At 64.0% G+C, this 24,778-nt stretch carries 24 protein-coding genes and 1 riboswitch; of the genes, 7 read left to right on the forward strand and 17 right to left on the reverse strand.

Features of this window, described 5'->3' with window-relative positions; genetic code table 11:
* Positions 1 to 37: 37 nt before the first annotated feature.
* The 10 genes from EI290_RS18250 to EI290_RS18295 all read right to left on the reverse strand — a co-directional run bounded on the left by EI290_RS18250 (position 38) and on the right by EI290_RS18295 (position 7,928).
* Positions 38 to 511, reverse strand: coding sequence for a DsrE family protein (locus EI290_RS18250; RefSeq protein ID WP_125433104.1), 474 nt, complete (start codon positions 509 to 511; stop codon positions 38 to 40).
* 16 nt (positions 512 to 527) lie between these two features.
* Positions 528 to 2,021 carry an OprD family outer membrane porin gene (locus tag EI290_RS18255; RefSeq protein WP_125433105.1) on the reverse strand — a complete coding sequence of 498 codons (1,494 nt, stop codon included), beginning with the start codon at positions 2,019 to 2,021 and terminating at the stop codon, positions 528 to 530.
* Positions 1,990 to 3,048, reverse strand: coding sequence for a c-type cytochrome (locus EI290_RS18260; protein ID WP_125433106.1), 1,059 nt, complete (start codon positions 3,046 to 3,048; stop codon positions 1,990 to 1,992). Before EI290_RS18260 ends, EI290_RS18255 begins: the two co-directional genes overlap by 32 nt.
* Before the next feature lie 52 nt (positions 3,049 to 3,100).
* Positions 3,101 to 3,511 (reverse strand): DUF6691 family protein, encoded by a 411-nt coding sequence (locus tag EI290_RS18265; protein WP_125433107.1) that lies wholly within the window; start codon positions 3,509 to 3,511, stop codon positions 3,101 to 3,103.
* A gap of 21 nt (positions 3,512 to 3,532) precedes the next feature.
* Positions 3,533 to 4,156 (reverse strand): class I SAM-dependent methyltransferase, encoded by a 624-nt coding sequence (locus tag EI290_RS18270; RefSeq protein ID WP_125433108.1) that lies wholly within the window; start codon positions 4,154 to 4,156, stop codon positions 3,533 to 3,535.
* A 24-nt stretch (positions 4,157 to 4,180) separates the two neighbouring features.
* Entirely contained in the window at positions 4,181 to 4,741 is a 561-nt protein-coding gene (locus EI290_RS18275) for a YeeE/YedE family protein (RefSeq protein WP_073285590.1), read from the reverse strand.
* A 93-nt stretch (positions 4,742 to 4,834) separates the two neighbouring features.
* A complete protein-coding gene (locus EI290_RS18280) occupies positions 4,835 to 5,173 on the reverse strand; it encodes a rhodanese-like domain-containing protein (RefSeq protein WP_210116312.1) in 339 nt (112 codons plus the stop codon).
* A 102-nt stretch (positions 5,174 to 5,275) separates the two neighbouring features.
* On the reverse strand, positions 5,276 to 6,631 hold the full coding sequence (locus EI290_RS18285; protein WP_125433110.1) for an MBL fold metallo-hydrolase: 1,356 nt from the start codon (positions 6,629 to 6,631) through the stop codon (positions 5,276 to 5,278).
* Between the two features lie 91 nt (positions 6,632 to 6,722).
* Positions 6,723 to 7,538, reverse strand: coding sequence for a sulfite exporter TauE/SafE family protein (locus EI290_RS18290; RefSeq protein ID WP_125433111.1), 816 nt, complete (start codon positions 7,536 to 7,538; stop codon positions 6,723 to 6,725).
* A gap of 72 nt (positions 7,539 to 7,610) precedes the next feature.
* On the reverse strand, positions 7,611 to 7,928 hold the full coding sequence (locus EI290_RS18295) for an ArsR/SmtB family transcription factor (protein ID WP_246008995.1): 318 nt from the start codon (positions 7,926 to 7,928) through the stop codon (positions 7,611 to 7,613).
* A gap of 199 nt (positions 7,929 to 8,127) precedes the next feature.
* Between EI290_RS18295 and EI290_RS18300 the strand changes: the two genes are divergently transcribed.
* The 6 genes from EI290_RS18300 to EI290_RS18325 all read left to right on the forward strand — a co-directional run bounded on the left by EI290_RS18300 (position 8,128) and on the right by EI290_RS18325 (position 16,053).
* On the forward strand, positions 8,128 to 8,817 hold the full coding sequence (locus EI290_RS18300; protein WP_125433112.1) for a VIT1/CCC1 transporter family protein: 690 nt from the start codon (positions 8,128 to 8,130) through the stop codon (positions 8,815 to 8,817).
* 204 nt (positions 8,818 to 9,021) lie between these two features.
* The gene (locus EI290_RS18305; RefSeq protein WP_125433113.1) at positions 9,022 to 9,393 is read left to right on the forward strand and encodes a hypothetical protein; all 372 of its coding nucleotides are present in this window, start codon (positions 9,022 to 9,024) and stop codon (positions 9,391 to 9,393) included.
* A 239-nt stretch (positions 9,394 to 9,632) separates the two neighbouring features.
* Positions 9,633 to 11,045, forward strand: a complete 1,413-nt coding sequence (locus EI290_RS18310) for a TolC family protein (protein WP_125433114.1) — start codon at positions 9,633 to 9,635, stop codon at positions 11,043 to 11,045.
* A 4-nt stretch (positions 11,046 to 11,049) separates the two neighbouring features.
* Positions 11,050 to 14,208 carry an efflux RND transporter permease subunit gene (locus EI290_RS18315; RefSeq protein WP_125433115.1) on the forward strand — a complete coding sequence of 1,053 codons (3,159 nt, stop codon included), beginning with the start codon at positions 11,050 to 11,052 and terminating at the stop codon, positions 14,206 to 14,208.
* A gap of 23 nt (positions 14,209 to 14,231) precedes the next feature.
* Entirely contained in the window at positions 14,232 to 15,401 is a 1,170-nt protein-coding gene (locus EI290_RS18320) for an efflux RND transporter periplasmic adaptor subunit (RefSeq protein ID WP_125433116.1), read from the forward strand.
* 52 nt (positions 15,402 to 15,453) lie between these two features.
* Positions 15,454 to 16,053, forward strand: coding sequence for a TlpA family protein disulfide reductase (locus EI290_RS18325; RefSeq protein ID WP_185817069.1), 600 nt, complete (start codon positions 15,454 to 15,456; stop codon positions 16,051 to 16,053).
* A gap of 435 nt (positions 16,054 to 16,488) precedes the next feature.
* Here the strand turns inward: EI290_RS18325 and nhaA are convergent, their stop codons facing one another.
* The 6 genes from nhaA to EI290_RS18355 form a co-directional block, all read right to left on the reverse strand.
* Positions 16,489 to 17,796: a Na+/H+ antiporter NhaA gene (gene nhaA, locus EI290_RS18330; RefSeq protein WP_246008996.1), complete on the reverse strand. Its 1,308-nt coding sequence runs from the start codon at positions 17,794 to 17,796 to the stop codon at positions 16,489 to 16,491.
* Between the two features lie 104 nt (positions 17,797 to 17,900).
* Positions 17,901 to 18,266 (reverse strand): DUF190 domain-containing protein, encoded by a 366-nt coding sequence (locus tag EI290_RS18335; protein WP_125433118.1) that lies wholly within the window; start codon positions 18,264 to 18,266, stop codon positions 17,901 to 17,903.
* Entirely contained in the window at positions 18,263 to 19,609 is a 1,347-nt protein-coding gene (locus EI290_RS18340) for a voltage-gated chloride channel family protein (protein WP_246008997.1), read from the reverse strand. Before EI290_RS18340 ends, EI290_RS18335 begins: the two co-directional genes overlap by 4 nt.
* Before the next feature lie 58 nt (positions 19,610 to 19,667).
* Positions 19,668 to 19,740: riboswitch (Fluoride riboswitch) on the reverse strand.
* A 39-nt stretch (positions 19,741 to 19,779) separates the two neighbouring features.
* Entirely contained in the window at positions 19,780 to 20,202 is a 423-nt protein-coding gene (locus EI290_RS18345) for a hypothetical protein (protein ID WP_125433120.1), read from the reverse strand.
* Positions 20,203 to 20,243: 41 nt separating this feature from the next.
* Positions 20,244 to 21,419, reverse strand: a complete 1,176-nt coding sequence (locus EI290_RS18350; protein WP_125433121.1) for an MFS transporter — start codon at positions 21,417 to 21,419, stop codon at positions 20,244 to 20,246.
* A 9-nt stretch (positions 21,420 to 21,428) separates the two neighbouring features.
* The gene (locus EI290_RS18355; RefSeq protein WP_125433122.1) at positions 21,429 to 22,463 is read right to left on the reverse strand and encodes a YncE family protein; all 1,035 of its coding nucleotides are present in this window, start codon (positions 22,461 to 22,463) and stop codon (positions 21,429 to 21,431) included.
* Between the two features lie 390 nt (positions 22,464 to 22,853).
* On the opposite strand from EI290_RS18355, the gene EI290_RS18360 reads away from it, so the two are divergent.
* On the forward strand, positions 22,854 to 23,912 hold the full coding sequence (locus EI290_RS18360) for a PD-(D/E)XK nuclease family protein (protein WP_125433123.1): 1,059 nt from the start codon (positions 22,854 to 22,856) through the stop codon (positions 23,910 to 23,912).
* A gap of 168 nt (positions 23,913 to 24,080) precedes the next feature.
* Here EI290_RS18360 and EI290_RS18365 read toward each other — a convergent pair whose 3' ends face one another.
* Complete coding sequence (locus EI290_RS18365) at positions 24,081 to 24,731, reverse strand: hypothetical protein (RefSeq protein WP_125433124.1); 651 nt, start codon at positions 24,729 to 24,731, stop codon at positions 24,081 to 24,083.
* Positions 24,732 to 24,778 lie beyond the last annotated feature (47 nt).

Genomic DNA, 24,778 nt, shown 5'->3' on the forward strand with positions numbered 1-24,778 from the left:
AGCTAATGGGGGGAGGAAGTATAGGAAACGTAGTTGTTTAGGGGTGCACGATAGCCCAGCCCTGGGCCTGGCGGATGATCAGCTCGCCGTTGCCGGTGGGTACGTAGCTGATAAAGGGAAACAGCTCGTCCTTGCTGATCTTGCGCTCCTTCATGGTGTTCAGGCACTGGGCCAGCAGCACGCCCTGCTGTTGGAGGGCTTTTAGATCCGCCTCATAGGGCTGGGCTTTGCGGAATACATCCGTGCCGCCGCCGTAGGCCACCAGCTCCATCTGCAGCTTGCCCTTGAGGCGCGGGTCTTCCAGCGCGTTTTTCATGTTGCGCAGGGTCTGCTTGATGAGCTTGGGGTCGTCACTGTCCAGCTGGTACACCACTTTGTACTCCGCTTTGTCCGCCACAGCACCTGTGAATTCGGCGGCTGGTTTACCGGCGGTCGGGGTCTGGGCTTGGGTGGTGGTAAGGCTGGCCAGCAGCAGGGCAGAGGCCGCAAGAAAGCGGAGAGGAGCGTTCATGGCGAAGGGGAAAGGGTTAAAAATCGTAGTTAAGAATCAGATTCACCAGGTGCAGGTCTACTTTGTTGACTTCGTAGCGGGCCTCGCCGTAGGTGTTGCCCAGGCGGCCCTTGTACACGTAGAGCAGCTGCCCGCGCAGTCCCTTGGCCCAGCCCGGGAAAGCATAGGTCAGGGAAGCGTTCAGCTGGCGATACGAGGGCATACCGTACTTGTTGAGGCGGGTGTTTTTTACGTCCGGCAGGTAATAGTGGCCATAGCCGGCTTCGGCTTTCAGGCCCGGCACTTGGGCGAAGGTGTAGCCCCCGAGCAGGGCCGCCGCGTCCACGCCCCCGAAGCCTTCTTCTCGCTCCCGGGGCAGAAACGTGTAGAACGGCTCGCGGCCCCACTCCCGTGGAAACAGAAAGCGCCCAGTGCGGGTGATGCGGGTGTAGTTGCCGCTCACGCTCCAGGCCCCGCGCTGGTAGCCCAGGCGCGTGCTCAAGGCATGGGCCCGGCGGCCGGGGGCGCTGTAGGCCAGCTGCGGATTCGCGTTGCCGCCGGTACCCACCGTGCGCTGGTAATGGTACTGGGTGCCCAACGTGAGCTGGCCCATACCCAGGACCCGGCCGGTGGTCAGCTCCGCAAAGCTGGCGTTGAACAGGTTGTCAGCGTAGTAGTTCCAAACTTGGGCTGTGGTACGCGCACCTACCTGCCGGTTGACGCCCACAATCCCTAGCCCCCGGCTGTGCAGGTTGCCCGCGTACAGGGCCCGCTGACCGGCTTCCGTTACACCCGCCGGGTACAGGCCCACGGAGCCGCCTACTGAGGTCCAGTCGGTGGTGGAGCGCACGGCCAAGCCGGTTAACCAGCCCGCGGAGAGGGTGGTGCGGGGCAGCTCCCGCAGCTCCAGCCACAGCCCTTCGGCGTAGTTGGGGCTCAGGCGGCCGTCCTGGGGGTTGAGCAGCGGGGTAGTGAGCAACTGCCGGCCCAGCGTGAGGGTGGACTGCCGCCAGCGGTAGCGCAGAAATAGCTCCTCTGCCCGCCCGGTGAGCCGGCGCCGGCCGGGGTTCGTCACATCAAACAACCCCACCTCGTAGCGGCTCACGGCGCCGGTCAGCGAATCCGGCGTCGCCAGGTCATTGGAGGCCAGATTGGCCCAGAAAAAGCCGCCCACGCCCACCTGCAGTCCGTGGAAAGAGGCCGTTTCAAAGCGGGCCCCGGCTCCCAGTCCCTGGGCGTAGTAGTCGGGGTAGTGGCCTTGGTTCAGGGTGGCCATCGAGTAGCTACGCACCCGCCCGTGCCAGCGTCCCCGGCCAAAGGCCTCCGGCAGGGAGCGGGCCTGCACCGTATCGGGCGCCGTCGGCGCCGGGTAGGGTGGCAGCTGCGTGCGCCCCGTTACCGGCCGGGTCAGGGCCGGCTCGGCGTGTTGCGCCCAGGCCACCGCCGGCAGCAGCAGGCTGGCCACCAGCAGGCGGAGGGTGCGCGGCAGCGCGAACGACTTATTTGGCCTTGGCCAGTTGCGGGTGGGCATCTTCGATGGGCTGGTAGGGCCCGTATTTGTGCTGGCGCTCCGAGAAGGAGTCCGTATAGGGCCCGAAGGGATGATCGACGGGCTTTTTGCTGATATCGGGCCAGTCCCGGGGCGTATTCAGGTGCGGCCGGGGCTGGGAGTTGACGAAGGCGGCCACGTCCCAGGCCTGCGCATCGGTGAGTTGGGGGTGGTCGAAGGCCGCGCCAAAGGGCATGGCGGCCTTCACGTACCGGGCTAGGTTGGTGACGCGGTACAGGCCCGCGCCATCGTTGTAGCTGTGCTTGCCCCAAAGCGGCGGGTACTGGTACTCGCGCCCGTCGGCCAGCTGCTTGCCTTCCCCGTGGGGGCCGTGGCAGCTCTGGCACTTGGCGGCAAACACGGCCTTTCCTATTACCGGGTCGGCGGCGCGTGGCAGGTAAGCCAGCTTTGTGAACCCGGTACCATACACTTTTTTTCCTTTAGGAATGTCGTGGCCCAGCCAGTTGATGTAGGCCACGATGGCGCGCATCTCCCGGCTGCTGTCGGCCAGCGGGCGGCCGTTGAGGCTGCGCTCCAGGCAGTCATTCACCCGCATCTGCGTCGTGACCATCGTGCCCGAGCGGGCCCGCAGCTTGGGGTAGGTGGCGGCCACGGCCAGGTAGTTGTTGGCAAAGCCCTTGGTGCCGGCATCCAGGTGGCAGTTCTGGCAGTTCATGCCGTTGGTCTGCTGAGCTACCAAGCCCTGCGGCCCCAGGTAGCGGGCGGTGTGGGCAATTAGGTCCCGGCCGTAGCGGATCTGGCGGCCGGCGGCGGTGCGCGGAATCGTGGCCGTGTCGGGGGCGGCTGTGGCCGGCCGGTGGTAGCTGCCGGGCGGGGGCGGCCCCTGGCTGGCTTCATCCGGCACCGCCGCTGCCGGGGCGGCAGCGGCGGGCCAGTAGAGCTGGGTCAGCACAATGGTCACGACCAGCACCAGCGCGGCCGTCAGCAGCAACAGCACCCGCACCAGCCCCGAGAGGCGCGCGACGATGGGTTCCTCAGAAGGCTCCATGACAGACGTAGGCTAGAAGATTCAGGAGAGAACAATAGTCAGGTAGCCAGCCCTACATGGGCAGCTTTTCGCGCAGGGCGCTGTAGGTCCAGGTGCCGGCCAGGGCCGCCAGAATCAGCACCGCCGCGCCGGCCACGCCGCTGCCCAGCTGGGCAAACATGGGGCCCGGGCAGGCGCCGGTTAGGGCCCAGCCCAGGCCGAAAATGGTGCCCCCGATCCAGGTGCCGTGGTTGTACTTCTTATCGGCCAGGGTGATTTCCTCGCCGTTGATGGTCTTGAGGCGGTTGCGCTTGATGAGCTGAATGGAAATCAGGCCGACTACAATGGCTGAGCCAATAATGCCGTACATGTGGAACGACTGGAAGCGGAACATCTCCTGGATGCGCCACCAGCTCACCACTTCGCTTTTCGTGAGGACAATGCCGAACAGTACGCCCAGCACCAGGTATTTCAGGTTTTTCATGTCAGGTACAAGAAGAGGGAATTAGGAACGCGTGGCCAGCAGGCGCACAATATTGGCCGGCCCGGAGTGGAAGCTGCCCTCGTGCAGAACGACACCCAGCTCGTGGTTTTCCCGTACCGTGAGCCCAGCGAAATCGGCGGCCAGGGTGTCGGGGTCGTAGAGCAGTTCGGCCGATTGGGGGCCGCCGGAGGGCAAGCCCAACTGGCGGGGACTGAAGGCTTCCAGAATCAAGTGCCCCCCGGATGCCAGGCTTTGGGCCGCCGCCGCGTGCACGGCCCAGCGGGCCACGGGCGGTAGATGGGCATAGATCAGGCCGATGGCATCGTAGCCGCCGGGCTGCTGCCAGCGCAGGCTGGTCACATCGTCCACCTGGTAGTCCAGGTGCACGCCCTGGGATACGGCCAGGCGTTGGGCCTTGGCGCGGGCCTCGTCGCTGAAGTCCACCGCCGTTACCTGCCACCCGCGCCGGGCGGCGTACACCGCGTTGCGCCCTTCGCCCTCGGCCAGCAGCAGCAGGCGGCCAGGCGGCAGCTTATCCAGTTGCTGGCGGAGGTACGTGTTGGGCTCGGTGCCGTAGGCATACGCCTCGCTTTCGTAGCGGGCGTCCCAGAACTCGGCGGCCGCGGATTGGAAAGCAGTGTTCATGGCGGGTGGGGTAGCAGTACTGGGCTAAAACATCATTGGGTAAAACACCCACGTCATGAGCAGACCGCCCACGAAGAAGCCAATGACGGCCACCAGCGACACCCACTGCAGGTTGGACAGACCCGAAATGGCATGGCCCGAGGTGCAGCCCCCGGCGTAGCGGGTGCCGAAGCCGACCAGGAAACCGCCGAGCACCAGGAACACCCAGCCTTTCCAGTTCGAGAGGTTCTCCAGAGCAAACAGTTCTTTGGGTAATAGCCCCGAGAAGTCGGTCAGGTGCATCTGCGCTTTCAGGTCGCGCACGGTTTCCGGGGAAATGGCAATCGTATCGGCGTGGCCCATGAGCTGGTAGCCGATAAAGCCGCCGATGCCGATGCCCAGCACAAAAAACAGGTTCCAGAGTTCGGCCCGCCAGTTGTAGGTCAGGAAAGGAATACCGGCGGGCACGCAGGCGGCGCACACGTGGCGCAGCGAGGAGCTGATGCCCAGGGCCTTGTTGCCGATGAGCAGCAGCGCGGGCACGGTCAGCCCAATGAGGGGGCCGGCCACGTACCAGGGCCAGGGCTGGCGAAGTAATTCAAGCATGAAGTCAGAAGGTCAGGAGTATAGACATCCGGCCCGCCCGCCGCAGCGGCCGGCCGGAATTCTTGCTAAACAAGAAGGGAAAATGGATGCGGGTTAGCGAACCAGCTTTTCGGGCCAGTCCAGCACGCCACCCAGCAGGTTCGACACGTGCGCAAAGCCGCTTTTGGTCAGCTGCCCGGCGGCGTTAGCCGAGCGGGCGCCGCTGCGGCAGTACACGTAGGTGGGCTTGGTTTTATCCAGCGCCGCCACGCGCTGGGCGAAGTCGGGCGCGGTGACGTCGATGTTCACGGCCCCGGGCAGGTGGCCACCGGCAAACTCGTCGGGGCGGCGCACGTCCAGCAGCACCGCGCCGGGCTGGCGCAGGGCCGCGGAGAATTGAGCAGGGGTGAGGTTTTTATAGGCGGGCGTAGCGCCTTGAAAGAAATTCAGCATGGCCAAGAGGGGAAGAAGCAACGTGAGCGAAGGCATAGGATAAGGCCGTCAGGCAACCGGAGAGCCCGCCTGCAGGGCGGCTCCCCGGTCGGCCGTTGGGAATTAGTGCTGGGCGGAGGCGGACTGGAAAGACTTGACGGCCTCGCTCAGGTCGAGCACTTCCGTACCGGGCAGGGCATCGGCCACGATGCTGGAGCCCGCGGCCGAGCGGTAGCCGCCGGCGCAGTGCACTACCACGGGCTTATCGGTGGGGATTTCCTGGGCCCGCTCCCGCAGCTCGGGCAGCGGAATGTTGAGCGCGTCCGCAAAAATGGGCTCGTCGCGGTGCTCGGTGGCGTTGCGGATGTCCACAATGGTGTACTGCTCGGGATGCTGGCGGAACTGCTCCACATCCAGCTTCGGTAGCTTCGCCTCAGAAGATGGCGAGCCGACCAATGCCCCCTTGATCAGGGCCTCATAGCCGATTTTGGCCGTTTTCCGGATCAGGTCTTCCAGGGTCGCCTCGTCGGCTGCCACCAGGTAGAACGGCTCTTCCGGCCCCACGATGGAACCCAGCCAGGTTTCGAACTTGCCGCCCTGCTGGATATTAATGGCGCCGTCCATGTGGCCCTGCTTGAACTCTGCTTCGGGTCGGGTATCAACTAGGATGGTACCGGCTTCCAGGGCCGTGCCGGCAGCCAGGCGGTTCACTTTCTGCACGCTCGGCTTGTAATCGGGCGCACCGGCTTTGTTCAGGGCCACGTCGTAGCCGAAGTATTTCGGGATGAAGGGCTGGTCAGCGAGCAGCTCTTTCACGAACTCCTCTTCACTCATTTCCCGCAGCATGGGGTTGCCGAATTTCTCGTCGGCGATGGTGCTGCTGTTAGCGCCGCTGAGGGCCTTGCCGCAGAGGCTGCCCGCGCCATGGGCGGGATAGACCAGCACCGTGCCGGCCAGCGGCATCAGCTTGTCGCGCAGGGAGTGATACATCTGCCGGGCCAGCTCCTCGCGCTTGGCCGTCATGTTGCCGGCTTTTTCGCGCAGGTCGGGCCGGCCCACGTCGCCGATAAACAGCGTGTCGCCGGTAAACACGGCTTCGTCTTTGCCCTCGCGGCTCACTACGATGCTGATGGAGTCGGGCGAGTGGCCCGGCGTGTTCAGGGCGCGGAAGGTCAGTTTGCCCACCGTGAAGGAATGGCCTTCATCGAAAGCTTCGTGGATATAATCAGCTCCCAGCAGCTTGCTCACGCGGATGGTGGCTCCGGTGGTCTGGGCTATTTCCAGGTGGCTGCTCACAAAGTCAGCGTGGGGGTGGGTTTCGATAACGCTGACGATTTTCGCGTCGTTCGCCTTGGCGTAGTCATAGTAGGGCTGCGGATCGCGGGCGGGGTCGATGAGCACGATTTCGCGGGCGCACTCGCTGAGAATAGCGTAGGAAAAGTGGGCCAAGCCCTTGTCTTCAAACTGTTCGATTTTCATGACCAAACGTGGTTGGGAGGTGAGTGGAAGCGGAAAAACTAAAAGAGAGGTAAACCGGGAAACGAGAACTACCGGGATAAGAGCCAGCTGCTTAGTGGGTGAATACCAGCTCGCGCAGCAGAATGAAGGTGCCCATGGCTAGGGTGAACCAGCCGAAGGCCGGCTTGAGCTTGGCCCCGGGAATGAAGCGGGCCAGGTAGGTGCCCAGCACGATGCCCGCCAGGGCAAAGGCCAGGAAGCCGAGCAGGAACGTCCAGGCAATGGGGGTGCCGGCGCTCAAATCCCCCGTGAAGCCAATCAGGGAATTCAGGGCAATGATGGCCAGGGAGGTGCCCACGGCTAGCTTCATGGGCAGGCGGGCGCCCAATACCAGGGCCGGAATAATCAGAAAGCCGCCGCCGGCGCCCACGAAGCCCGTGAGCGTGCCTACCACCAAGCCAATGCCCAGAATCAGCGGGTAGTTAAAGGCGTGCTTCTGGTGCAGCTCTTCGTCGAGCACTTCCTCGGCCTGCTTGCTGCGGATCATGGACGTGGCGGCCACGACCATCAGCACGGCGAAGGCCACCAGCACCAGCAGATCCTTGGTAAAGACGATGCGGCCGAGGGTGAACAGCTCGTGCGGAATGGCGGGCATGAGCAGCTTGCGCACCGCAAACACGGCCAGCAGCGAGGGAATGAGGAACACGATGGCCGTCTTCAGCGACACCAAGCCCTTGCGGAAGTAGCCGGAGGCCCCCACTACGGAGGTAGAGCCCACTACGAACAGCGAGTAGGCGGTACTTAGCACTGGGCTCACGCCCATCAGGTACACCAGCACGGGCACGGTGAGGATAGAGCCGCCCCCGCCCATGATGCCGAGGGAAAGGCCGATGAATATTGCCGCGAAATAGCCGAGAACGTGAGACATGCCGGAATGAGTGAACGTATGTATTTATGAAAGGTTGTTCATGTATTTAGGCAAAAAAAAAGGCCGGTCCCCTTACAGGAACGTACAGCCGGCCAGGCACTGAATCACATCGACCACTTCGCGCATTTTCAGCGAGTAGAAGATGTTCTTGCCGTCGCGCGAGGAGTTAAGGATACCCTTCAGCTTCATGCCCGTCAGGTGGTGCGACAGCAAGGACTGCTCTACCCCCAGCTTCTCGCTGATGTCCGTCACCGACAGGCTCTCGTGGTTAGACAGCAGCTGCACGATGGCAATGCGGGTCGGGTGGGCGGTGGTCTTGAGGATAAAGGCCACCTTCTCCATCTTCTCGGTGGTTAGGTTCAGATCGGCGGAGGTGGTGGTCGGTGTCATAAGGTGCTGCAAATGTATGATCATTTGTTCATGTATACAAATTTGCTCTCCCCTTTGGTTCCAAAATATTTCACACAATCGTACATGTCGCCCCGATCCTTGACTCTGCTACCCGTTTAATCCGCTCACGGGGCACGTCATGATGCCTTCCAATCGTGGTGCTTCGTACAGAATGCTTTACCCCATTTTATCTTTCCCTATGAGACACCTGGAGCAGCACCGCACGCATCGGATTGGTTGGTTACGGGCCGCCGTGCTCGGCGCCAACGACGGCATTATTTCCACGGCCAGCCTGGTGGTGGGCGTGGCCGCCGCCAGTGCCACGCGGGAAAGTGTGCTGGTGGCCGGCGTGGCTGGGCTGGTGGCGGGAGCCATGTCGATGGCGACGGGCGAATACGTTTCCGTCAGCTCGCAGGCCGATACGGAAGCGGCGGACCTGGCCCGGGAACAGGAAGAGTTAAATACCGATGCCCTGTTTGAGCACCAGGAGCTTACCGCCATCTACGTGCAACGCGGGGTGGAGCCGGACCTGGCCGCGAAGGTGGCCGAGCAGCTGATGGCCCGGGATGCGCTGGGTACTCACGCGCGGGAGGAGCTGGGCATTTCCGAAACCATGAGTGCCAACCCCATTCAGGCGGCGCTGGCATCGGCCGCTACGTTCACCGTGGGCGCGGCGCTGCCGCTACTGGTGATTCTGGTGGCCCCGGCGACGTATCTGAGCTGGACGGTTTCGATTACCTCCCTGTTGTTTCTGGCCGCGCTGGGTGGTTTGGCCGCCTACGTGGGCGGCTCCAGTGTGCTGAAAGCGGCGGCCCGGGTGACCTTCTGGGGAGTGCTCGCTATGGCGTTGTCGGCCGTAGTGGGTACTTTTTTCAACGTGACCCCCTAAGAGCAACTCGAACTAGTAGCAGGGCTCCATAACACCGGCTCTTCTGGCCCGTTGGGGCCGGCAAGGCTGTTTTCGCTGGTGGCAGTGAACGTAAAGTTTGGGACAAATTCAGTCCCGACCTGCAACCGCATGGCAGGCTGACACGCCTTTGACTTCGGTGCTTTTCGTCAAAAGGGTGCACCTTTGCACTTGCTATCATTGTCTATGTCTCGTTTCCTAGCCCATCTGCTGTTGCTGCTCTATGCGGGTATTTACCTGCATTGCCAGCCGCTGCCTGTCCGGGTTCTGGCATCGACCCCGGACTACAGCAACCAGCAGGAATCATCCCGAACCGGCCTCTGCAAAAAGAAGCTGCAGACGGTGCAGGCCGATCCGCAGACCAAGCACGCGCCGGTGGTCAAAGCCAAGCTGCTGCCCCTGGACCTGGTTCTGGGCGATGACTTTCCGGCCGTGTATTTCGGCCTCCTGTTTCCGGCCGACGAGCCCACGCTCAACCCTGCCCGCGGCCCGAATGCCGGCCCCGAGCAGTCGTTTGCCAACCACCCCAACAAAGCTCCGCCCGTTCGCTTTTCTTAGGAAAATGCGCAGTGGAGCCGGGTGCGTACCCGGTTAATTGCTCCATGCTATGGGGGCGATAACCGGTTTTTTTATGCCCTAGCCGGCCTGCCGCTTTACGCGGCACCCTTCCGTTGCCCCGGCTCCGGCCACCGGGCAGCCCCGCCTTTTCCTGAGAGCCCCAGCAAATCTGCCTGTCAACTGGCCGACTGCGCTCCTGTGCGCCCGGCCCGGATTTCTGTCCTGACTTCTCTCAGCCCATGTTTTCTTGTTACTACCTGACCCGGGGGCTACTGCCGCCGGGCCGCTGGCTGCTGGCTGCCACCCTGCTACTGGTGACAACGGCCAGCCACGCCCAGGATACGGCGGCCGGCCGGCCCTTATCCTTAAAAGAAGCCCTGGAGCTGGCCCGCACCCAGGCCCCGCATCTGCAGGCCAAAGCCTACCAGGTGCAGGCCGCCGAGGCTGACATCACCCAAACCAAAACCCAGCGCCTGCCCTCTGTGCGGCTCAGCGGACAGGTGAGCTACGGCTCCACCAACGCCGTGGCCGGCACCATGCTGCCCGTCGGCACCATCATTCCCAGCAGCGGCTCGCTGAGCGGCGTAAACTCCTACAACGCCGTATTCGGCAGCCTGGGCACCGCGCTGGCGGAGTGGAGTCCGGTTACCTTTGGGCAGTACCCGGCCCAGCGGGCCCGCGCCGAAGCCGCCCGCGACTACGCCCAGGCCGACGCCGACAACGAGCTGTTCACCCAGCAGCTGCGCGTGGCTCAGACCTACCTTGATTTGCTGGCTACGCAAAGCCTGCGCCAGGTGCGCGAGCAGGATGTGCGCCGGGTATTCATACTCAAAAAGACCATTACCCGGCTGGCGCTGCATGGTCTGCGCCCCGGCGTGGACAGCACCCTGGCCCGCGCGGCCGAGGCCCAGTCGAAGCTGGCGCTGGTAAGTGCCCAGGAACAGGAAGCCGACCGCCAGGCCCGTCTTTCCACGCTGCTGGGCCAGCCCGGTGCTACCTGGCAGCCCGATACGCTCTACAACCGAACCCTGCCGCCCGCGCTGGTGCCGCCCACGGCCACGCACCCCACGCTGGGCCTGCAGCAGCGGGCCGTGGACCTGGGCCAAGCCCGCGAAACGGTCATTCGCCGTCAGTACCGCCCCCGGCTTTCCCTGCTGGGGGCCACCTGGGGCCGGGGCTCCGGGCTAAGCTACAACGGCACCACCGACTACGGGCTGGGCGGGGCCGCACCCACCCGCTTCAACTACGCCGTGGGCGTGGGCGTGGTGTTCGACCTGCTGGACTGGCCCCGCGTGCAGGCCCAGGCCAAAGCCGAAAACCTGCGCACGCAAGGTCTTCAAGCGGAATATCGCCAGCAGCAGCTGGAACTCAGCAACCAGGCCACTTTAGCTAACCAGCGTCTGCAGCTGGCCGCCGAGCGCGCCCGCCAGGCCCCGCTGCAGCTCGCGGCGGCCCAGCAGGCCTACCGCCAGAAGCTGGCCCTGTACAACTCCGGCCTGGCCACCGTGGTCGACGTGACCCAGGCTCTGTACGGGCTGCAGCAGGCCGAGCAGGACCAGGTGCTCACGGCCAACGCCGCCTGGCAGGCCGTGCTGCTGCAAACTGCTGCCGCCGGCGACTTTTCCTTCTTTTTCACTCACGTAACGCCCTAGCCGCATGTACGAACTCATCCGGTCGGCCCTGCAGCGGCCCCTCACCGTGGTGGTGGCCATGCTGGCCATCCTCTTTTTCGCCTTCGCCGCTGTGCGCGACATTGCCGTGGACATCTTCCCCAGCATGGACGTGCCGGCCATCTACGTGGCCGAGCCCTACGGCGGGCTCTCGCCCGAACAGCTCGACGGTTTCATGGCCAACCAGTTTCAGAACAACTTCCTGTTCGTCTCCGGGGTCAAGAAGATTGAAACCAAGAGCATTCAGGGCCTGACGCTCATCAAGCTCTCCTTTTACCCCGGCACCGACATGGCCCAGGCCGCCGCCGAGGTGGCCACCCAGGTGTCGCGGGCCACGGCCTTTATGCCGCTGGGCACGCTGCCCCCGCAGGTGGTGCGCTTCGATGCCAGCTCCCTGCCCGTGGGCCAACTGGTGCTGGAAAGCGAGAAAAGCTCCCTGACCCAGCTCCAGGATCTGGCCGCCAGCCGCATCCGGCCCATGTTTACCACCATTCCGGGCGTCACCTCCACGGCCCCGTTCGGCGGCAACATCCGCACCATCGTGGTGAAGGCCGACCCGGCCAAATTACGCGGCTACCAGCTCACGCCCGACGACGTGGTCAAGGCCATCGTCAGCAGCAACCAGCCCTCGGCGGCTGGCAACGTGAAGATGGGCGACGTGGCCTACATGGCCCCGGTGAACTCGCTGATTGAAAACCCCGCCGACTTCCTGGACGTGCCCTTGCGCACCGGCGCCGGCCCCGGCGTGTATTTGCGCGACGTGGCCACGGTGGAGGACGCGGCCGACGTGACGACTGGCTACGCCGTCATCAACGGCAAGCGGGCTATTTACATGCCGGTCATCAAGAAGGCCGACGCCTCTACCCTGAAGGTGGTGCAGCAGGTCAAGGCCAAGCTGCCCACCCTGCGGGCTCTGCTGCCCGAGGACGTAAAGCTCAGCTACGCCTTTGACCAATCGACCTACGTGGCCAACTCGCTCAAAAGTCTCGTCACGGAGGGCGTCCTGGGCGCGGTGCTCACGGGTCTGATGGTGCTCTTGTTTCTGCGCGACTGGCGCAGCGTGGTGATTGTGGTGACGACCATTCCGCTGTCGGTCTTGTCGGCCGTGATTCTGCTTAAGCTCTTCGGGCAGACGCTTAACATCATGACCCTATCGGGGCTGGCCCTAGCCATCGGCGTGCTGGTGGACGAAGCGACGGTGACTATCGAGAACATTCACCAGCACCTGGAGCGGGGCAAGCCCAAGGCCCAGGCCATCTGGGACGCGGCCCGCGAAATAGCCCTGCCCAAGCTGCTGATTCTGCTCTGTATCCTGGCTGTGTTCGCCCCGGCCCTGATTATGGAAGGCGTGCCGCGGGCCATGTTCCTGCCCTTGTCGCTGGCCGTGGGCTTTGCCATGGTGGCCTCGTTCCTGCTCTCGCAGACCTTGGTGCCGGTGATGGCCAACTGGCTCATGAAAGACCACGCGCTGGCTGCCGGTCACGGTCACGACGAACCAGCTGAACAAACCGGGTTCTTCGCCCGCTTCCAGGCTGGCTACCAGCGCCTGCTCACGCGGGCCCAGGGCCGGCAGCGGGGCGTGGTGCTGAGCTACTTGGCATTGTCGCTGATAATAGTGGGAGCGGGATTTGCCGTCATAGGCACCGACATCTTTCCGCAGGCTAACAGCGGACAGTTCCAGCTGCGGCTGCGCGAGAAGGTGGGCACCCGCCTGGAGAAAACCGAGCAGACGGTGGCGGCGGTGCAGGCCATCATCAATAAGGAAGTCGGCCCCGACAACGTGGAAATCAGCTCCACCTTCGTGGGCACCCAGCCAGCCAGCTTCGCCGTCAACTCGGTATTCGTCTTCACCACCGGCCCCCACGAGGCCTTGATGCAGGTGGCCCTGAAAGAGGGCGTGCACGTGAACCTGAGCCAGCTCAAGGAGCGGCTGCGCAGGCGCATCCACGAAGCGCAGCCGGGGCTACAGTTAAGCTTCGAGCCCATTGAGTTGGTGGAAAAGGTAATGAGCGACGGGGCGCCCACGCCCATTCAGGTAAACGTGGGGGGCAAAAATCTCAAGGAGGCCGCCGGCCACGCCCGTAAGGTGCTGGCCAAGCTCAAGCAGATTCCTTACCTGCGCGACGTGCAGATTGCTCAGCCCCTGCAATACCCGGCCCTGCGCATCGACGTGGACAGGGAGCGAGCCGCCCAGTTCGGGCTTACCAGTCAGGAAATCACCCAGTCGGTAGTAGCGGCCACGTCCTCCTCGCGCTTCACCAGCAAAAACCTCTGGCTCGACCCCAAGTCCGGCCTGGGCTACCAGGTGCAGGTGCAGCTGCCCGAAGACCAGCTCACCCAGCTCCAGGATCTGGAGGCGCTGCCCGTCAAGGCCGGGCAGGCCCGCCCCACCATCGGGGAGGTGGCCACGGTGTCGGCGCGCATGATGCCCGGCCAGATTGACCGCCAGGGGCCCTACCGCCTGGTGAGCATCACCGCCAACGTGCAGGGCCGCGACCTGGGCACCGCCGCGCAGGCTGTGCGTAAGGCGCTCAAGCAAGTCGGCGAGCCCCCGCGCGGAGTAGTAGCCAACCTGGTGGGCCAGCCCCAGCTGCTGGAAGACACGATGAGCAGCCTGCAGACGGGCCTCGGTATGGCCATCGTGGTGATTTTCCTGCTGCTGGCCGCCAACTTCCAGTCGTTCCGCCTCTCGCTGGTGGTGCTCTCGGTGGTGCCGGCCGTAGTGGCGGGTTCTCTGCTCATGCTGCTGGCTTGTGGCGCTACGCTCAACCTGCAGTCCTACATGGGCATGATTATGAGCGTGGGCGTGTCGGTGGCCAACGCCATTCTGCTCATCACCAGCGCCGACCACTTGCGCCACGAGCACCGCAACGTGCCCCTGGCCGCGCGCCTGGCCGCCGACACCCGCATCCGGCCCATCCTGATGACCAGCATCGCCATGATTGCTGGCATGCTGCCCATGGCCTCGGGTCTGGGCGAGGGCGGCGACCAGATTGCCCCGCTGGGCCAGGCCGTCATCGGCGGGCTCATCGCCTCCACGCTGGCTTCGCTGCTGGTGCTGCCCCACGTGTTCGGCTGGGCCATGCGCCGCGTGGGCTACGAATCCGGCTCCCTGTTGCCTGCCCGCACCCGGCAGGCCGCTTAACCTTCTCTCTTTTTCGACTAACTATGAATGCCTTCCTGAACATACGTATCCGCTCACCCCGGAATTTTTCTCCGCTGGCGACGGCTCTGATGCTGAGCGGCTTACTGGGCAGTTGCTCGTCCGGCGCTTTGGAGCCTGCGGCCGAAAAGCCCACGCCGGCCACGCCGGCCACCGTAACTACCTTTCGGCTGACCGATGCGCCGGCCGTGCGCCGGCTGCGGTTACCCGCCGAGCTCAAGCCCTTCGAGCAGGTAGACCTGTTTCCCCGCGTGGGCGCCTTTGTCCAGCAGGTACTCGTGGACCGCGGCTCCCGCGTGACCAAGGGCCAGACGCTGGCCGTGCTGGAAGCCCCCGAGTTGGCCGCCCAACTCTCCCGCGCCCGCTCGCGCTGGCAGGCGGCCCAGGCCAAGCTCTCCGGTACCCGGGCCAGTTACGAGCGCCTACTCCGCACCAGCCAGGAGCCGGGCACCATCTCCCCGAATGACCTGGAGCGCGCCCGCGCCGAGATGCAGGCCGACCAGGCCAATGTGCAGGCCGCGCAGTCTGAGCTGCAGGCCAGCCGGGAGCTGAGCAACTACTTGGTGGTGCGCGCCCCCTTTAGCGGCACCATCACGGCCCGCAACGTGTCGGCCGGGGTCCTGGTGGGGCCGGGGGGAGGGCAGCCGTCGGCACCCATGTTCTCGCTGGAAAACAGCCGCACCCTGCGCCTGGAAGTGGCAGTGCCAGAGGCCGCGGCCGGCCAGTGGCTGCAGCCCGGCGCTGCGGTGCCGTTCACGGTGCCGGCCTTTCCCGGCCAGACCTTCACGGGGGTGTACCGCCGCAACGCCAGCCGCCTGAGCCAGGCCGTGCGCTCGGAGCTGGTGGAAATGGACGTGGCCAACGCGGACGGCCGCTTGAAAGCGGGGATGTACGCCCAGGTGCTGGTGGCCCTGCCCACCGCGGCCAATGCCGTGGCCGTGCCGACGTCGGCCGTATTCGCCACGCCCGATGCCCCGAAGCAGGCGCAGGTCGTGCGGGTGCAGCAGGGGCGGGCCCAGTGGGTACCCGTGCGCAAGGGCCAGCTGCTGAGCCGCGACACGGTGGTGGTGTTCGGCCCGCTGCAGCCCGGCGACGAGTTACTTCGGGAGGCTTCCGAACAGGTGACCGATGGACAGCCCCTTACGGTGGCCAAGGGCAAGCCCGCCGGAGGCTGATATATGAACGATTTTTCATTTGTTTGTTGTTGCGCGTTTAAATCCTCTGACCATGAATCGTAAAAATCTGCTACAGTGGCTTCCGCTGGCTTTGTTTGCCCTCGTTCTGTTCACGCCGCTGCGCACGCCGGTACTGGGCGCCCTGCAGCGCGGCCTGCTGGCCACGGGCCTGTGGAAACCGGATGTGCCAGTAGCGACTCCGGCTCCGGCCGCCGCGCCCATCGTGGCCACGGGTGGGGCGGCGTATCCCCACGACCTGCCCCTGCTTACCCTCGAAGGCAAGCACGTCAACCTGAGTGATTTGAAGGGCAAGGTGGTGTTTGTGAACCTGTGGGCCAGCTGGTGCCCGCCCTGCGTGGCCGAAATGCCCGGCATTCACGCCCTGTACAAGAAAATGGACTCGAAAAAGGTGGCTTTCGTAATGATTTCCCTGGATGAGAATCCGGCCAAGGCCCAAGCGATGCTCAAGCGCCAGGGCTACACCTTCCCGGTGTATTTCCCCGCCGGCCCGCTCGCGCCGCCGTTTGATTCCAACTCCATTCCGTCCACGGTGATTCTGGGCCCGGACGGGCAGGTAGCGGCCCGTCACGACGGCATGGCTGAATACGACACGCCCGAGTTCAAGGCCGCTTTGGAAAAGCTGGCCAGGTAGGCCTCCTGCTAGGGAATGAATGAGCAGCCGGGTATGGTGGTCAGGGCCACCATACCCGGCTGCTCGTTTGGCGTTGCATAGCAGTGCAGGTCGGCCGCGTGGGCGCAAGGAATGCGGTGCCCATTGTGCAAGCGGCTTTCCCGCGTGTTAAGCTCGATAAGGAAGGGCAATGGACGGGCAATTTTCAAGCTGCACGTACTATTCCAGCCCGGTGCCCGGCGCAAAGACGTCGGCGTCCAAAAACGGGGGAGCGGGCGTTGCCGGCCAACTGCTACCTTGGGCCAGCCCGCTCCGCCTACCCGGTGAAACCCGTGAGCGACTGTCTGGAGGATGTCGGTATAGACCAGGTGTCGGCCCATTGAGAGCGGGGAGATGTGCAGAATGCCGCTGACCTAACGCGCGGAACAGAGGAAATGCAGTGACTGGGTGCGGGGGTTACGCTGTCTGGTCAGGCGGGGTGGGCGCCGTGCGCAGCAAGGCAAACCCCAGCCCACCGGCCGTGAGCGAGGCCAGTAGAATGGCCAGCTTGGCCACGTCGGTATCCGCCGAGTGCTCCCCCAGCGCCAGCAGGGTCACGAAAATGGACATGGTAAAGCCGATACCCCCCAGCACGCCCGCGCCCCACAGGTGCCGCCACGAGACGCCGGGCGGCAGCGACGCCCAGCTCAGGCGCACCGTGAGCCAGCTCAGCGCCCCGATGCCCAGCGGCTTGCCCACCACCAGGCCCACCAGGATGCCCAGCCCCAGCGGCGAGAGCAGCCCGCGCACGGCCGCCGGCGCAATCACCAGGCTGGTGTTGGCGAAGGCAAACAGCGGGATGATGCCGAAGCTCACCGCCGAGTGCAGCTGCTGTTCCAGGCGCTGGGCGGGCGAGCTGCTCTGCAGGTACAGCGCCTCCAGCTCTTCGCTGAGTACCCGAGCGTCCACGTCGGGACCGGGTGGGTCGCTGCGTACCAGGGCCAGGCGCTCCTCTACCCGGCGCAGCAGCTCGGGGCGCGTGAGGGCGATGCGGAAGGGAATGGCCACCGCCAGCAGTACCCCGGCCAGCGTGGCATGGATGCCCGATTCGAGCATAAAAAACCACAGCACCGCGCCCAGCGGCAGGTAGGCCCAGAGGCTGCGCACGCGCAGGTAGTTGAACGCCAGCAGCAGCCCCCAGGTGCCTAAGGCCAGGTATAAGTAATTCAGATGCAGTTCCTTGGTGTAGAAGCCGGCAATGACGAGCACAGCTCCCAGATCATCGACGATGGCCAGGGCCGTGAGGAAGACCTTCAGGCCCAGCGGCACGCGCGGGCCCAGCAGCTGCAGTACGGCCAGGGCAAAGGCAATGTCAGTGGCCATCGGGATGCCCCAGCCGCCGGCCGTGGGCGCGGCGTGGTTGAAGACGGCGAACAGCAGGGCCGGCACCAGCATCCCGCCCACGGCACCCGCTATGGGCAGGGCAGCCTGCTGCGGCGAGGACAGCTCGCCATCGAGGACTTCGCGCTTGATTTCCAGGCCCACGATGAGGAAGAAGATGGTCATCAGCCCGTCGTTGATCCACTCCCCCAGCGTGTGGTCGAGCACCAGGCCGTTGGCGCTCAGGCGCAGGTGCTGGTCCCAGACGGCGGGGAAGTAGCGGGCTGGCCCCCAGCTGGTATTGGCCAGCAGCAGCGCCAGCACAGCACTTAGCATGAGCACAATACCACTGGCCGCTTCACGCCGAAAAAACTCGGTGAAGGGTCGGATGAGCGGGCGAACCAAAGGACGGACGAGGGAAGGTATCAACAGGAGGGATGTAAAGCGGCGGCCACCGGAGCGGGTCGCACATGGCATACTAGGTAAAAAGTCGGGGCACGCCGCGCCGCTCAGTGCTCCACGCTGCCGCTCTCGCGCAGCAGCACCCGCACCTGGGCCAGCAACGGCTGATTCTGCTCCAGAAACCGGGCAATCTGGTCGGGCGAGTCAATCAGCTCCACGCACTGCGGGTGCTTCACGGGCAGGTGCTCGTGGTGGCCGTGGTGCAGGGCGTCGCCGCGCAGGTAGCCGGCCGTTACGTTAAAGGACAGGGCCTGCTCGATGCCCAGCGCTTTGGCGGCTTTCAGCAGCTCGTGGGCCAGGGGCTGCCCCAGCAGCCGGCGCCAGCCCTGCCGGCCGGCTACGTGGGTGCCGTGCTCGAAGTAGAGCCGCAGCACGGTGTAGGGCGTGTGGGGTGGGGGCGTGGGGCGCTTCATGACTGGGCTTTATGGTTGGCGGCCGTGGCGCGGCCATTCTCACGGTGGGTGGGAATGTTGCCCAACTGCTGGCCCTGCTCGCGGCCGAAGCGCAGGTGCTTGGCGTGGCCAATGACCTGCGCCGAATAGATGCCCGTGTGGCCCGAAAACAGGTAGGCCGTCACGCAGGCCAGCGCCAGGTACACCCCGGTGTGCGCGCCGAACAGCTCCAGCCCCATCAAGGTGCAGGCCAGCGGCGTGTTGGCCGCGCCCGCAAACACGCCCACGAAGCCCATGGCCGCCAGCAGCGCCACCGGCAGAGGCAGCACCAGCGCCAGCGCCGAGCCCAGCGTGGCCCCGATGAAAAACAGCGGCGTCACCTCCCCGCCCTTGAAGCCGCAGCCCAGCGTGAGGGCCGTGAGTACGAGCTTGAGCAGGAAATCCTGCGGCAGCGCCGCCGTCTGAAACGAGGCCAGAATGGTGGGTACGCCCAGCCCGATGTACTTGGTAGTGCCCAGGGCAAAAACGGCCAGTGCTACCAGCACCCCACCCACCACGGGCCGCAGCGGCGGGTAGCTAATGCGCTTAAACCAGTGCGTAATCTGGTGGGTAAGCGTGGCGAAGCCCCGCGCCGTGAGCCCGAACGCAATGCCGCAACCCAGCGTGAGCACCAGCCCGAGCGGCGTAATCGGCAGGGCCTCCAGCTGCGGGTAGTGCGAGTGGCCCACGCCCCAGGCCTTGGTGACGAGGTCGGCGCAGACGGCGGCCAGAAAGCTGGGCACAATGGCATCATAGCGAATCGTGCCAATCAAAAACACTTCCAGCCCGAACACGGCCCCGGCCAGCGGCGTGCCGAACACGGAGGCAAAGCCCGCGCTGATGCCCGCAATGAGCAGAATTTTCCGGTCGCGGGGCCGTAGGCCAAATAGGCGGGTGAGCTGGTCGGCCAGGGTGCCACCCATCTGTACGGCCGTGCCCTCGCGGCCCGCCGAGCCGCCAAACAGGTGCGTGGCCAGCGTACCAAACAGCACCAGCGGGGCCATGCGCAGCGGAATGGTGGCCTGCGGGCGGTGAATCTCGTCCAGCAGCAGGTTGTTGCCGCGCACCACGCCCTGGCCGAGGTAGTGGTAGCTGGCCCCGATAAGCAGGCCGCCGGCCGGCAGCAGCCAGAGTACCCAGGGGTGGGCTTCGCGCCAGACCGTGACCCAGTCGAGGGCGACCAGAAAGCCGGCCGAGGCCGAGCCCACGAGCACGCCCACGGCGGTGCAAATCAGCAGCCAGCGCAGCAGAAACAGTAGGTGGGGCGTTTGCTCAATAGCCAGTGAGGGCCGAAGAAAGCGGGGAAACGGGGAACGAAAGGCCACGGGCAACAGGGAATAAAAAGCCAAAAAAAACCTACGCGCCACAGGCAGGAGGCCCGTAGGGTGCGTAGGAATCATCAGCTCAACCCCGAAGCGTTGGCGGTTCACGGTGGAAATCCATCACCGAACTTGTGGGGCAAAGATAAGACTTTGGTCTCACAACTCCGCCGGCTTTACGCGCCGGGCGCAAGCTGGTTGGTCAGGTCCACGAGCCGCGTGAGCGTGGCGTCGAGGTCCTGGGCGGTGGCCGCGTCCAGCAGCCCGTAGCCGCGCAGCTTGCCGCTGCGGCTGTCTTCGAGCTGCTCCCAGAGCACCGAGGCCTTGGTGCTGAGCAGGTGGCGCAAACTCACGGGCTGGCTGGGCAGCCCGTAGCGGGCGTGGAATGCCCCGATTTCGGCTCGCACTGCGGCAATGATTTCGTGCAGGCGGGCGCGCTCGGCGGGGCTCAGGTCGTCCACCACGGGCTGGCTGGCAGCAGGGCCGGGGGCGGCCAGGGCCAGCAGCTGCTCGGCTTCCAGCAGTTGGGTTTCCACCAGGCGCACGAGCACGCCCAGTATGCGGCGGTGAGTGTCGGAGAGGGGAGGAGGTTGAACCATAAGGTAGGAAGTACGGAAGCCAGCTGCGGCCGGCGGTTTACTCATGCTCTGACCATCCCCACCCGCACGCGGGCCAGGTACGCTGCCACGCCCAGCGCCACGGCCGCCGCCAGCCCGAACGTGGGCAGCGGCCCGTACCACTGCCAGAGCAGGCCCGCCCCGGTGCTGGCCACCAGCGCCGCCAGGCTGCTGAGGCCGGCAAAGGTGCCCAGCGCCGCCCCGGTATCGGCCTTGGCGCAAAGCGTGCTTACCCAGGCTTTGCCCACGCCTTCCGTAGCTGCCGCGTAGAGGCCGTAGAGCGCAAACAGCGCCCCGAACGCCCACAGGTCGTGGGCCAGGGCCACGCCGCCGTACACACCGGCAAACACCAGCAAGCCGCCCACCAGCAGGCGGCGCGGCCCCAGCCGGTCGGCCAGGTGGCCCAGGGGCCAGGCGCTGAACACGTAGGTCAGGTTGTAGAGGATATAGAAGCCGATAACCGTGGGGGCCGACAGCCCACGCTGCCGGGCCAGCAGCAGCAGAAACGCATCGGACGAGTTGAACAGCGCAAACACCAGTAGCCCGCCCACTACCCGCCGGTAGGCCGGCGGGGCCTGCCGCCAGTAGCCGAACGAGGCCCAGAACGGCACCACCGGCCGGCCCGAGGGCATGGCCCGCCGCTCGCGCAGCACCAGCGTGATGCCCACCGCGACCACCCCCGGCACGAAGGCCCACAGGAATAGCGGCCGGTACTGACCCGGATGCGCGGCCAGCCAGCCCAGGGCCGCCAGCGGCCCCAGCACCGCGCCCAACGTGTCCATCGAGCGGTGGAAACCAAAGACTTTGCCCCGGTCGGCGGGCGTGGTTTCGTCGCTGAGCAGGGCGTCCCGCGCCCCGGTGCGTAGGCCCTTGCCCAGCCGGTCGAGGGTGCGGGCCAGCAGCACCCAGGCCGGGGTGGCCAGCACCGCCAGCAGCGGCTTGCTGAGCGCGCTCAGCCCGTAGCCCCACTGCACGAAGGGCACCCGCCGGCCCAGCCGGTCGCTCCACTGCCCGAAGTAGCCCTTGCTCAGGCCCGCCACGGCTTCGGCCACGCCTTCAAGCAGACCGATGAAAAACACCGAAAAGCCGATGGACTGCAAATACAGCGGCATCACGGGGTAGAGCATCTCACTGGCCAGGTCCGTAAACAGGCTGATGAGCGAAAGCAGCCACACGGCGCGGGTCAGGTACTTGGGCATAGCAGGTCGTTACGGCGTGGGCCGGTAGATGCGCAGGGCGGCGGGCTGCCCCGGCCGTTGCGGCAGGGCTACAAAGTAGCGGTCCAGCGCCGGCGAATACAGCGAGGTGCCCGCCCCCGGTACCGTGGGCAGCAATTGCAGCACGGCGTAGCGGTCGGGCGTTTGCTGCTGCACCACCGCGACGTTGCCCGCCCCGCACGACACGTAGAGCCGCGCCCGCCGCGCGTCGTAGTACAGCCCATCGGCATCGGCCGGGATGGGCAGGCTGGCTACCTGCCGGCCGTCGACGGTGGAAAGCACTACGAGCCGACCCGGCGCGCAGGCCACGAACAGGCGCTGGTGCGCCCGGTCCAGACCCATGGGAATGTTCTGGCTAGCCCCCGTCACCGGCCACGCCGCCACTGCTTTGCGCGTGGCCCGGTCCAGCACCTCCACCTGGTTCAGGGCGGGCTCGTTCACGTAAATGCGCCCGCCGTCCAGCTCGAACTGCTTGGCGTAGCCGGCCAGTGGAATCTCGCCGGCCTGGGCATTACGGGCCACATCGATGAGGCCCAGCGCCCCGAAGGTTTTACCCACACCCACCACCAGTTGGTGGACCAGACTGTCGTAGCGCAGGTTGTTGCAGGCTTCGCGGAAGGCGTAGTGGCGCACCGGCCGGTAGGTGCGGCCGTCCAGCTCGGTCACGCGCCCGTCGCCGCCGGTGGACACGAACAGGCGGTTGCCCTCGGGGCGGTATACCACCCATTTCGGCTCGTTGAAGCCGGGCAGGCTGGCCAGGGCGCGGCCCGCCCGCACGTCGATGACTTCCACGGTGTGGTTGTCTTCGGCGGCTACAAACAGCCGCTGGCCGGCCGCGTCCAGCGCCATCAGGTCGAAGCCGCCCTGCACATTGGGCAGCGGCACCGTGCGCTCCAGCGTGAGCAGCGGCCGGGCGGCTGGCGGGCTGGCCGCTTCAGGCTTTTCTTCCCGATTGCCCGGGTGGCAGCCGCCGGCCAGCAGCAGGAGCAGGGCGGCCCCCAGGGGCCAGGCAGTTTTGAGGGGCATAAACAGTGGGCTGAGGTGCGAATGGCCCAATATTCTGCCCTGATTCTGAGGATGCTTTGAGCAGCTTAAGTGGCGGCATGACGGGTATTACTGCTGGTATGAATATCCAGCTTAGCTTTGCTTCTACACTAAAACCTCAACAATTATTGAACGCTTGATGATGAAAAACTACCAGTGCAAAAAGTGCAAGACGCATCTCACCAATAACACGACCCCTGCTGTTTTCAATTGCCCCGGTGGCGGGCACCACCAATGGACGGACCTCGGCGAAGTAGGCCCTACCAACTACCAGTGTAAGAAGTGTGCGACGCTGGTTAAATCCAAGAGCACGCCTGCGGCGTTTAACTGTCCGGCCGGCAATCATCACCAGTGGACGAAGTTGTAGGTGCCATGAAGCCTAATATCTTTTCGCTGGCTACAAAAGAGTTGTCACAGGATAGCTTTTTTGCTTGGCTGTTGCAATGGGGCAACGCAGATTGTCGGCAGTACAACGGCCCGCTACACGAGGCCGCCCAGGCGTTCATTCGGCTGCTGCTGCAATGCCCAGCCGACTACGAAATCAAACAGGTAGAGGCCGGCCGGCAGTGGCAGGGCATTGACGTATGGGCCGAAGTCAATGGCGAGTATTTCATTGCCATTGAGGATAAGACCAATACCGGCGAGCATTCCGAACAATTGGAGCGCTACCATAAAATTGCCACCGAGCATTACCAGAATACGGGCTTCAAGCTGGTATTCATCTACCTGAAAACCGGCAACGAAAGTATCACGACGCTGAATGAAATCGGGGCCAAAGGGTATGCTATTGTCAGTCGTAAGCTGGTTGTTGACGTGCTGGTAGCCCATCAGGTCGAGAACGATATTTTTAACGACTTCAAAGAATACCTGTCAGATATCGAGCTACAATCCAATTCCTATCTGATCTTCAGCAATATCACCGACGACTGGAAAGCGGCAGAGGGATTTTTTGTTCGTCTTCAGGAGCTTGTTGGCGAATGGAGTGATTGGCGCTACGTGCCCAACCAGACCGGGGGATTCCTGGGCTTCTGGTACCATTGGCGCGGGACCGAGGAATTTGATTTGTACATCCAAATCGAAAACGGTTTTGCCAATGGAATTAAAGTAGTCATCAAAATCGGTGACTGGACGCCCAGTGTGGAAACGCTGTATGCTGTCTTAGAAGGACTTCAGCCCTACGCGCAGGCGCAGGGCCTCACCCTGCGCAAGCCGCAGAAATACCGGGCAGGAGCTACTTCTACGCTGGCCGTCCTGTCTAATGCTTTCCTCGTTAACGAAGCCGGTGAGCTAAATATCGAAGCCTTCCTAGCTACACTAAAATCGCTGCAACTGGTTTTGGATGAGTACAGCACTGCCGAACGGGCGAAAGCTCAACAATTGCTTGCGGCTGAAAGCCTCACCACGGTGTCGGCCACAACTCAGTCAGAGTAGATAAGAAAAGCATTAGGTGTCTGACGAAGCATAAGAGGCGGGTTAATCGAAATATTCTTTTCGATTAACCCGCCTCTTACGTTAGATTTCTTCCTCTTTTACCCCGCCGATTAGCCTTCTATTGCATGCTGCTAGTGGCTACGCATCTCTGGTAAAGCGTTGACAGACTTACTTATACCGCACTGGCTGCGCAATAAACTTGACGTTTCGGTTGCCGGTATTGATAATCACCGGGTTGGCAATGAATATCCGGTACCTGGTTTTGCCCTCGTAGGGTATGGGCTGAATGTCCCGAATGTCCGCGTTCAGGTAGTATCCCCGCGGAAACAGCCCTTCCTCGTTCATTGAAGCCACCTGAACGCGCCTCACATGAATATTATCCGGGTTGAGGTCCCAGTCGCCAGTCCAGCCCTGGTTGATAATCGTGTTGAAATTATCACGGGATGCCACCTGAACACCTCTAAACTCCGCGTCCAGCTCATCAGATTCTACTGCCACGCTTCCAGCGGCGTATTGCCGTAAAAACTCGTTGATATTCTCTTGGAAGTGAGGTGCTACCTCGTAGAAGTTTAATTTATTTCTGATGCTTGCCGCCGCCGTAGCGCCTGCAGCAGATAATTCCATGAGATTGGCCAACTGGTTTTTGTTGAGCCGGCCGATGCCATTCTGAAATTGGTCCAGGAGGCGTGATTTTGCAGCATGCTGCTCTTCATCCGTCAAGCCAAAATAGCGTAGCTGTTCATTAAGCGTACTGTCTTTTTGGCTACCAGGTACGCCATGCAAAGCGAAAAGTATTGCCGCAGTTTGCTGCTCGTTCATCGGGTGTAGGTGAAATGGGAATGATGGTTGAATTGTACGAATGGGTC

The organism is Hymenobacter metallilatus (assembly GCF_003944705.1).
Classification (GTDB): Bacteria; Bacteroidota; Bacteroidia; order Cytophagales; family Hymenobacteraceae; genus Hymenobacter; species Hymenobacter metallilatus.

Excerpts from the sequence above, each read along its gene's own strand:
- EI290_RS18325 (WP_185817069.1), top strand. The coding sequence starts at position 15,454 with ATGAATCGTAAAAATCTGCTACAGTGGCTTCCGCTGGCTTTGTTTGCC.
- EI290_RS18280 (WP_210116312.1), bottom strand. The coding sequence starts at position 5,173 with ATGCTGAATTTCTTTCAAGGCGCTACGCCCGCCTATAAAAACCTCACC.
- EI290_RS18315 (WP_125433115.1), top strand. The coding sequence starts at position 11,050 with ATGTACGAACTCATCCGGTCGGCCCTGCAGCGGCCCCTCACCGTGGTG.
- EI290_RS18350 (WP_125433121.1), bottom strand. The coding sequence starts at position 21,419 with ATGCCCAAGTACCTGACCCGCGCCGTGTGGCTGCTTTCGCTCATCAGC.
- EI290_RS18305 (WP_125433113.1), top strand. The coding sequence starts at position 9,022 with ATGTCTCGTTTCCTAGCCCATCTGCTGTTGCTGCTCTATGCGGGTATT.
- EI290_RS18355 (WP_125433122.1), bottom strand. The coding sequence starts at position 22,463 with ATGCCCCTCAAAACTGCCTGGCCCCTGGGGGCCGCCCTGCTCCTGCTG.
- EI290_RS18250 (WP_125433104.1), bottom strand. The coding sequence starts at position 511 with ATGAACGCTCCTCTCCGCTTTCTTGCGGCCTCTGCCCTGCTGCTGGCC.
- EI290_RS18365 (WP_125433124.1), bottom strand. The coding sequence starts at position 24,731 with ATGAACGAGCAGCAAACTGCGGCAATACTTTTCGCTTTGCATGGCGTA.
- EI290_RS18260 (WP_125433106.1), bottom strand. The coding sequence starts at position 3,048 with ATGGAGCCTTCTGAGGAACCCATCGTCGCGCGCCTCTCGGGGCTGGTG.
- EI290_RS18360 (WP_125433123.1), top strand. The coding sequence starts at position 22,854 with ATGAAGCCTAATATCTTTTCGCTGGCTACAAAAGAGTTGTCACAGGAT.
- EI290_RS18320 (WP_125433116.1), top strand. The coding sequence starts at position 14,232 with ATGAATGCCTTCCTGAACATACGTATCCGCTCACCCCGGAATTTTTCT.
- EI290_RS18345 (WP_125433120.1), bottom strand. The coding sequence starts at position 20,202 with ATGGTTCAACCTCCTCCCCTCTCCGACACTCACCGCCGCATACTGGGC.
- EI290_RS18300 (WP_125433112.1), top strand. The coding sequence starts at position 8,128 with ATGAGACACCTGGAGCAGCACCGCACGCATCGGATTGGTTGGTTACGG.
- EI290_RS18265 (WP_125433107.1), bottom strand. The coding sequence starts at position 3,511 with ATGAAAAACCTGAAATACCTGGTGCTGGGCGTACTGTTCGGCATTGTC.
- EI290_RS18290 (WP_125433111.1), bottom strand. The coding sequence starts at position 7,538 with ATGTCTCACGTTCTCGGCTATTTCGCGGCAATATTCATCGGCCTTTCC.
- EI290_RS18295 (WP_246008995.1), bottom strand. The coding sequence starts at position 7,928 with ATGACACCGACCACCACCTCCGCCGATCTGAACCTAACCACCGAGAAG.
- EI290_RS18270 (WP_125433108.1), bottom strand. The coding sequence starts at position 4,156 with ATGAACACTGCTTTCCAATCCGCGGCCGCCGAGTTCTGGGACGCCCGC.
- EI290_RS18335 (WP_125433118.1), bottom strand. The coding sequence starts at position 18,266 with ATGAAGCGCCCCACGCCCCCACCCCACACGCCCTACACCGTGCTGCGG.
- EI290_RS18255 (WP_125433105.1), bottom strand. The coding sequence starts at position 2,021 with ATGCCCACCCGCAACTGGCCAAGGCCAAATAAGTCGTTCGCGCTGCCG.
- EI290_RS18310 (WP_125433114.1), top strand. The coding sequence starts at position 9,633 with ATGTTTTCTTGTTACTACCTGACCCGGGGGCTACTGCCGCCGGGCCGC.
- EI290_RS18285 (WP_125433110.1), bottom strand. The coding sequence starts at position 6,631 with ATGAAAATCGAACAGTTTGAAGACAAGGGCTTGGCCCACTTTTCCTAC.
- EI290_RS18275 (WP_073285590.1), bottom strand. The coding sequence starts at position 4,741 with ATGCTTGAATTACTTCGCCAGCCCTGGCCCTGGTACGTGGCCGGCCCC.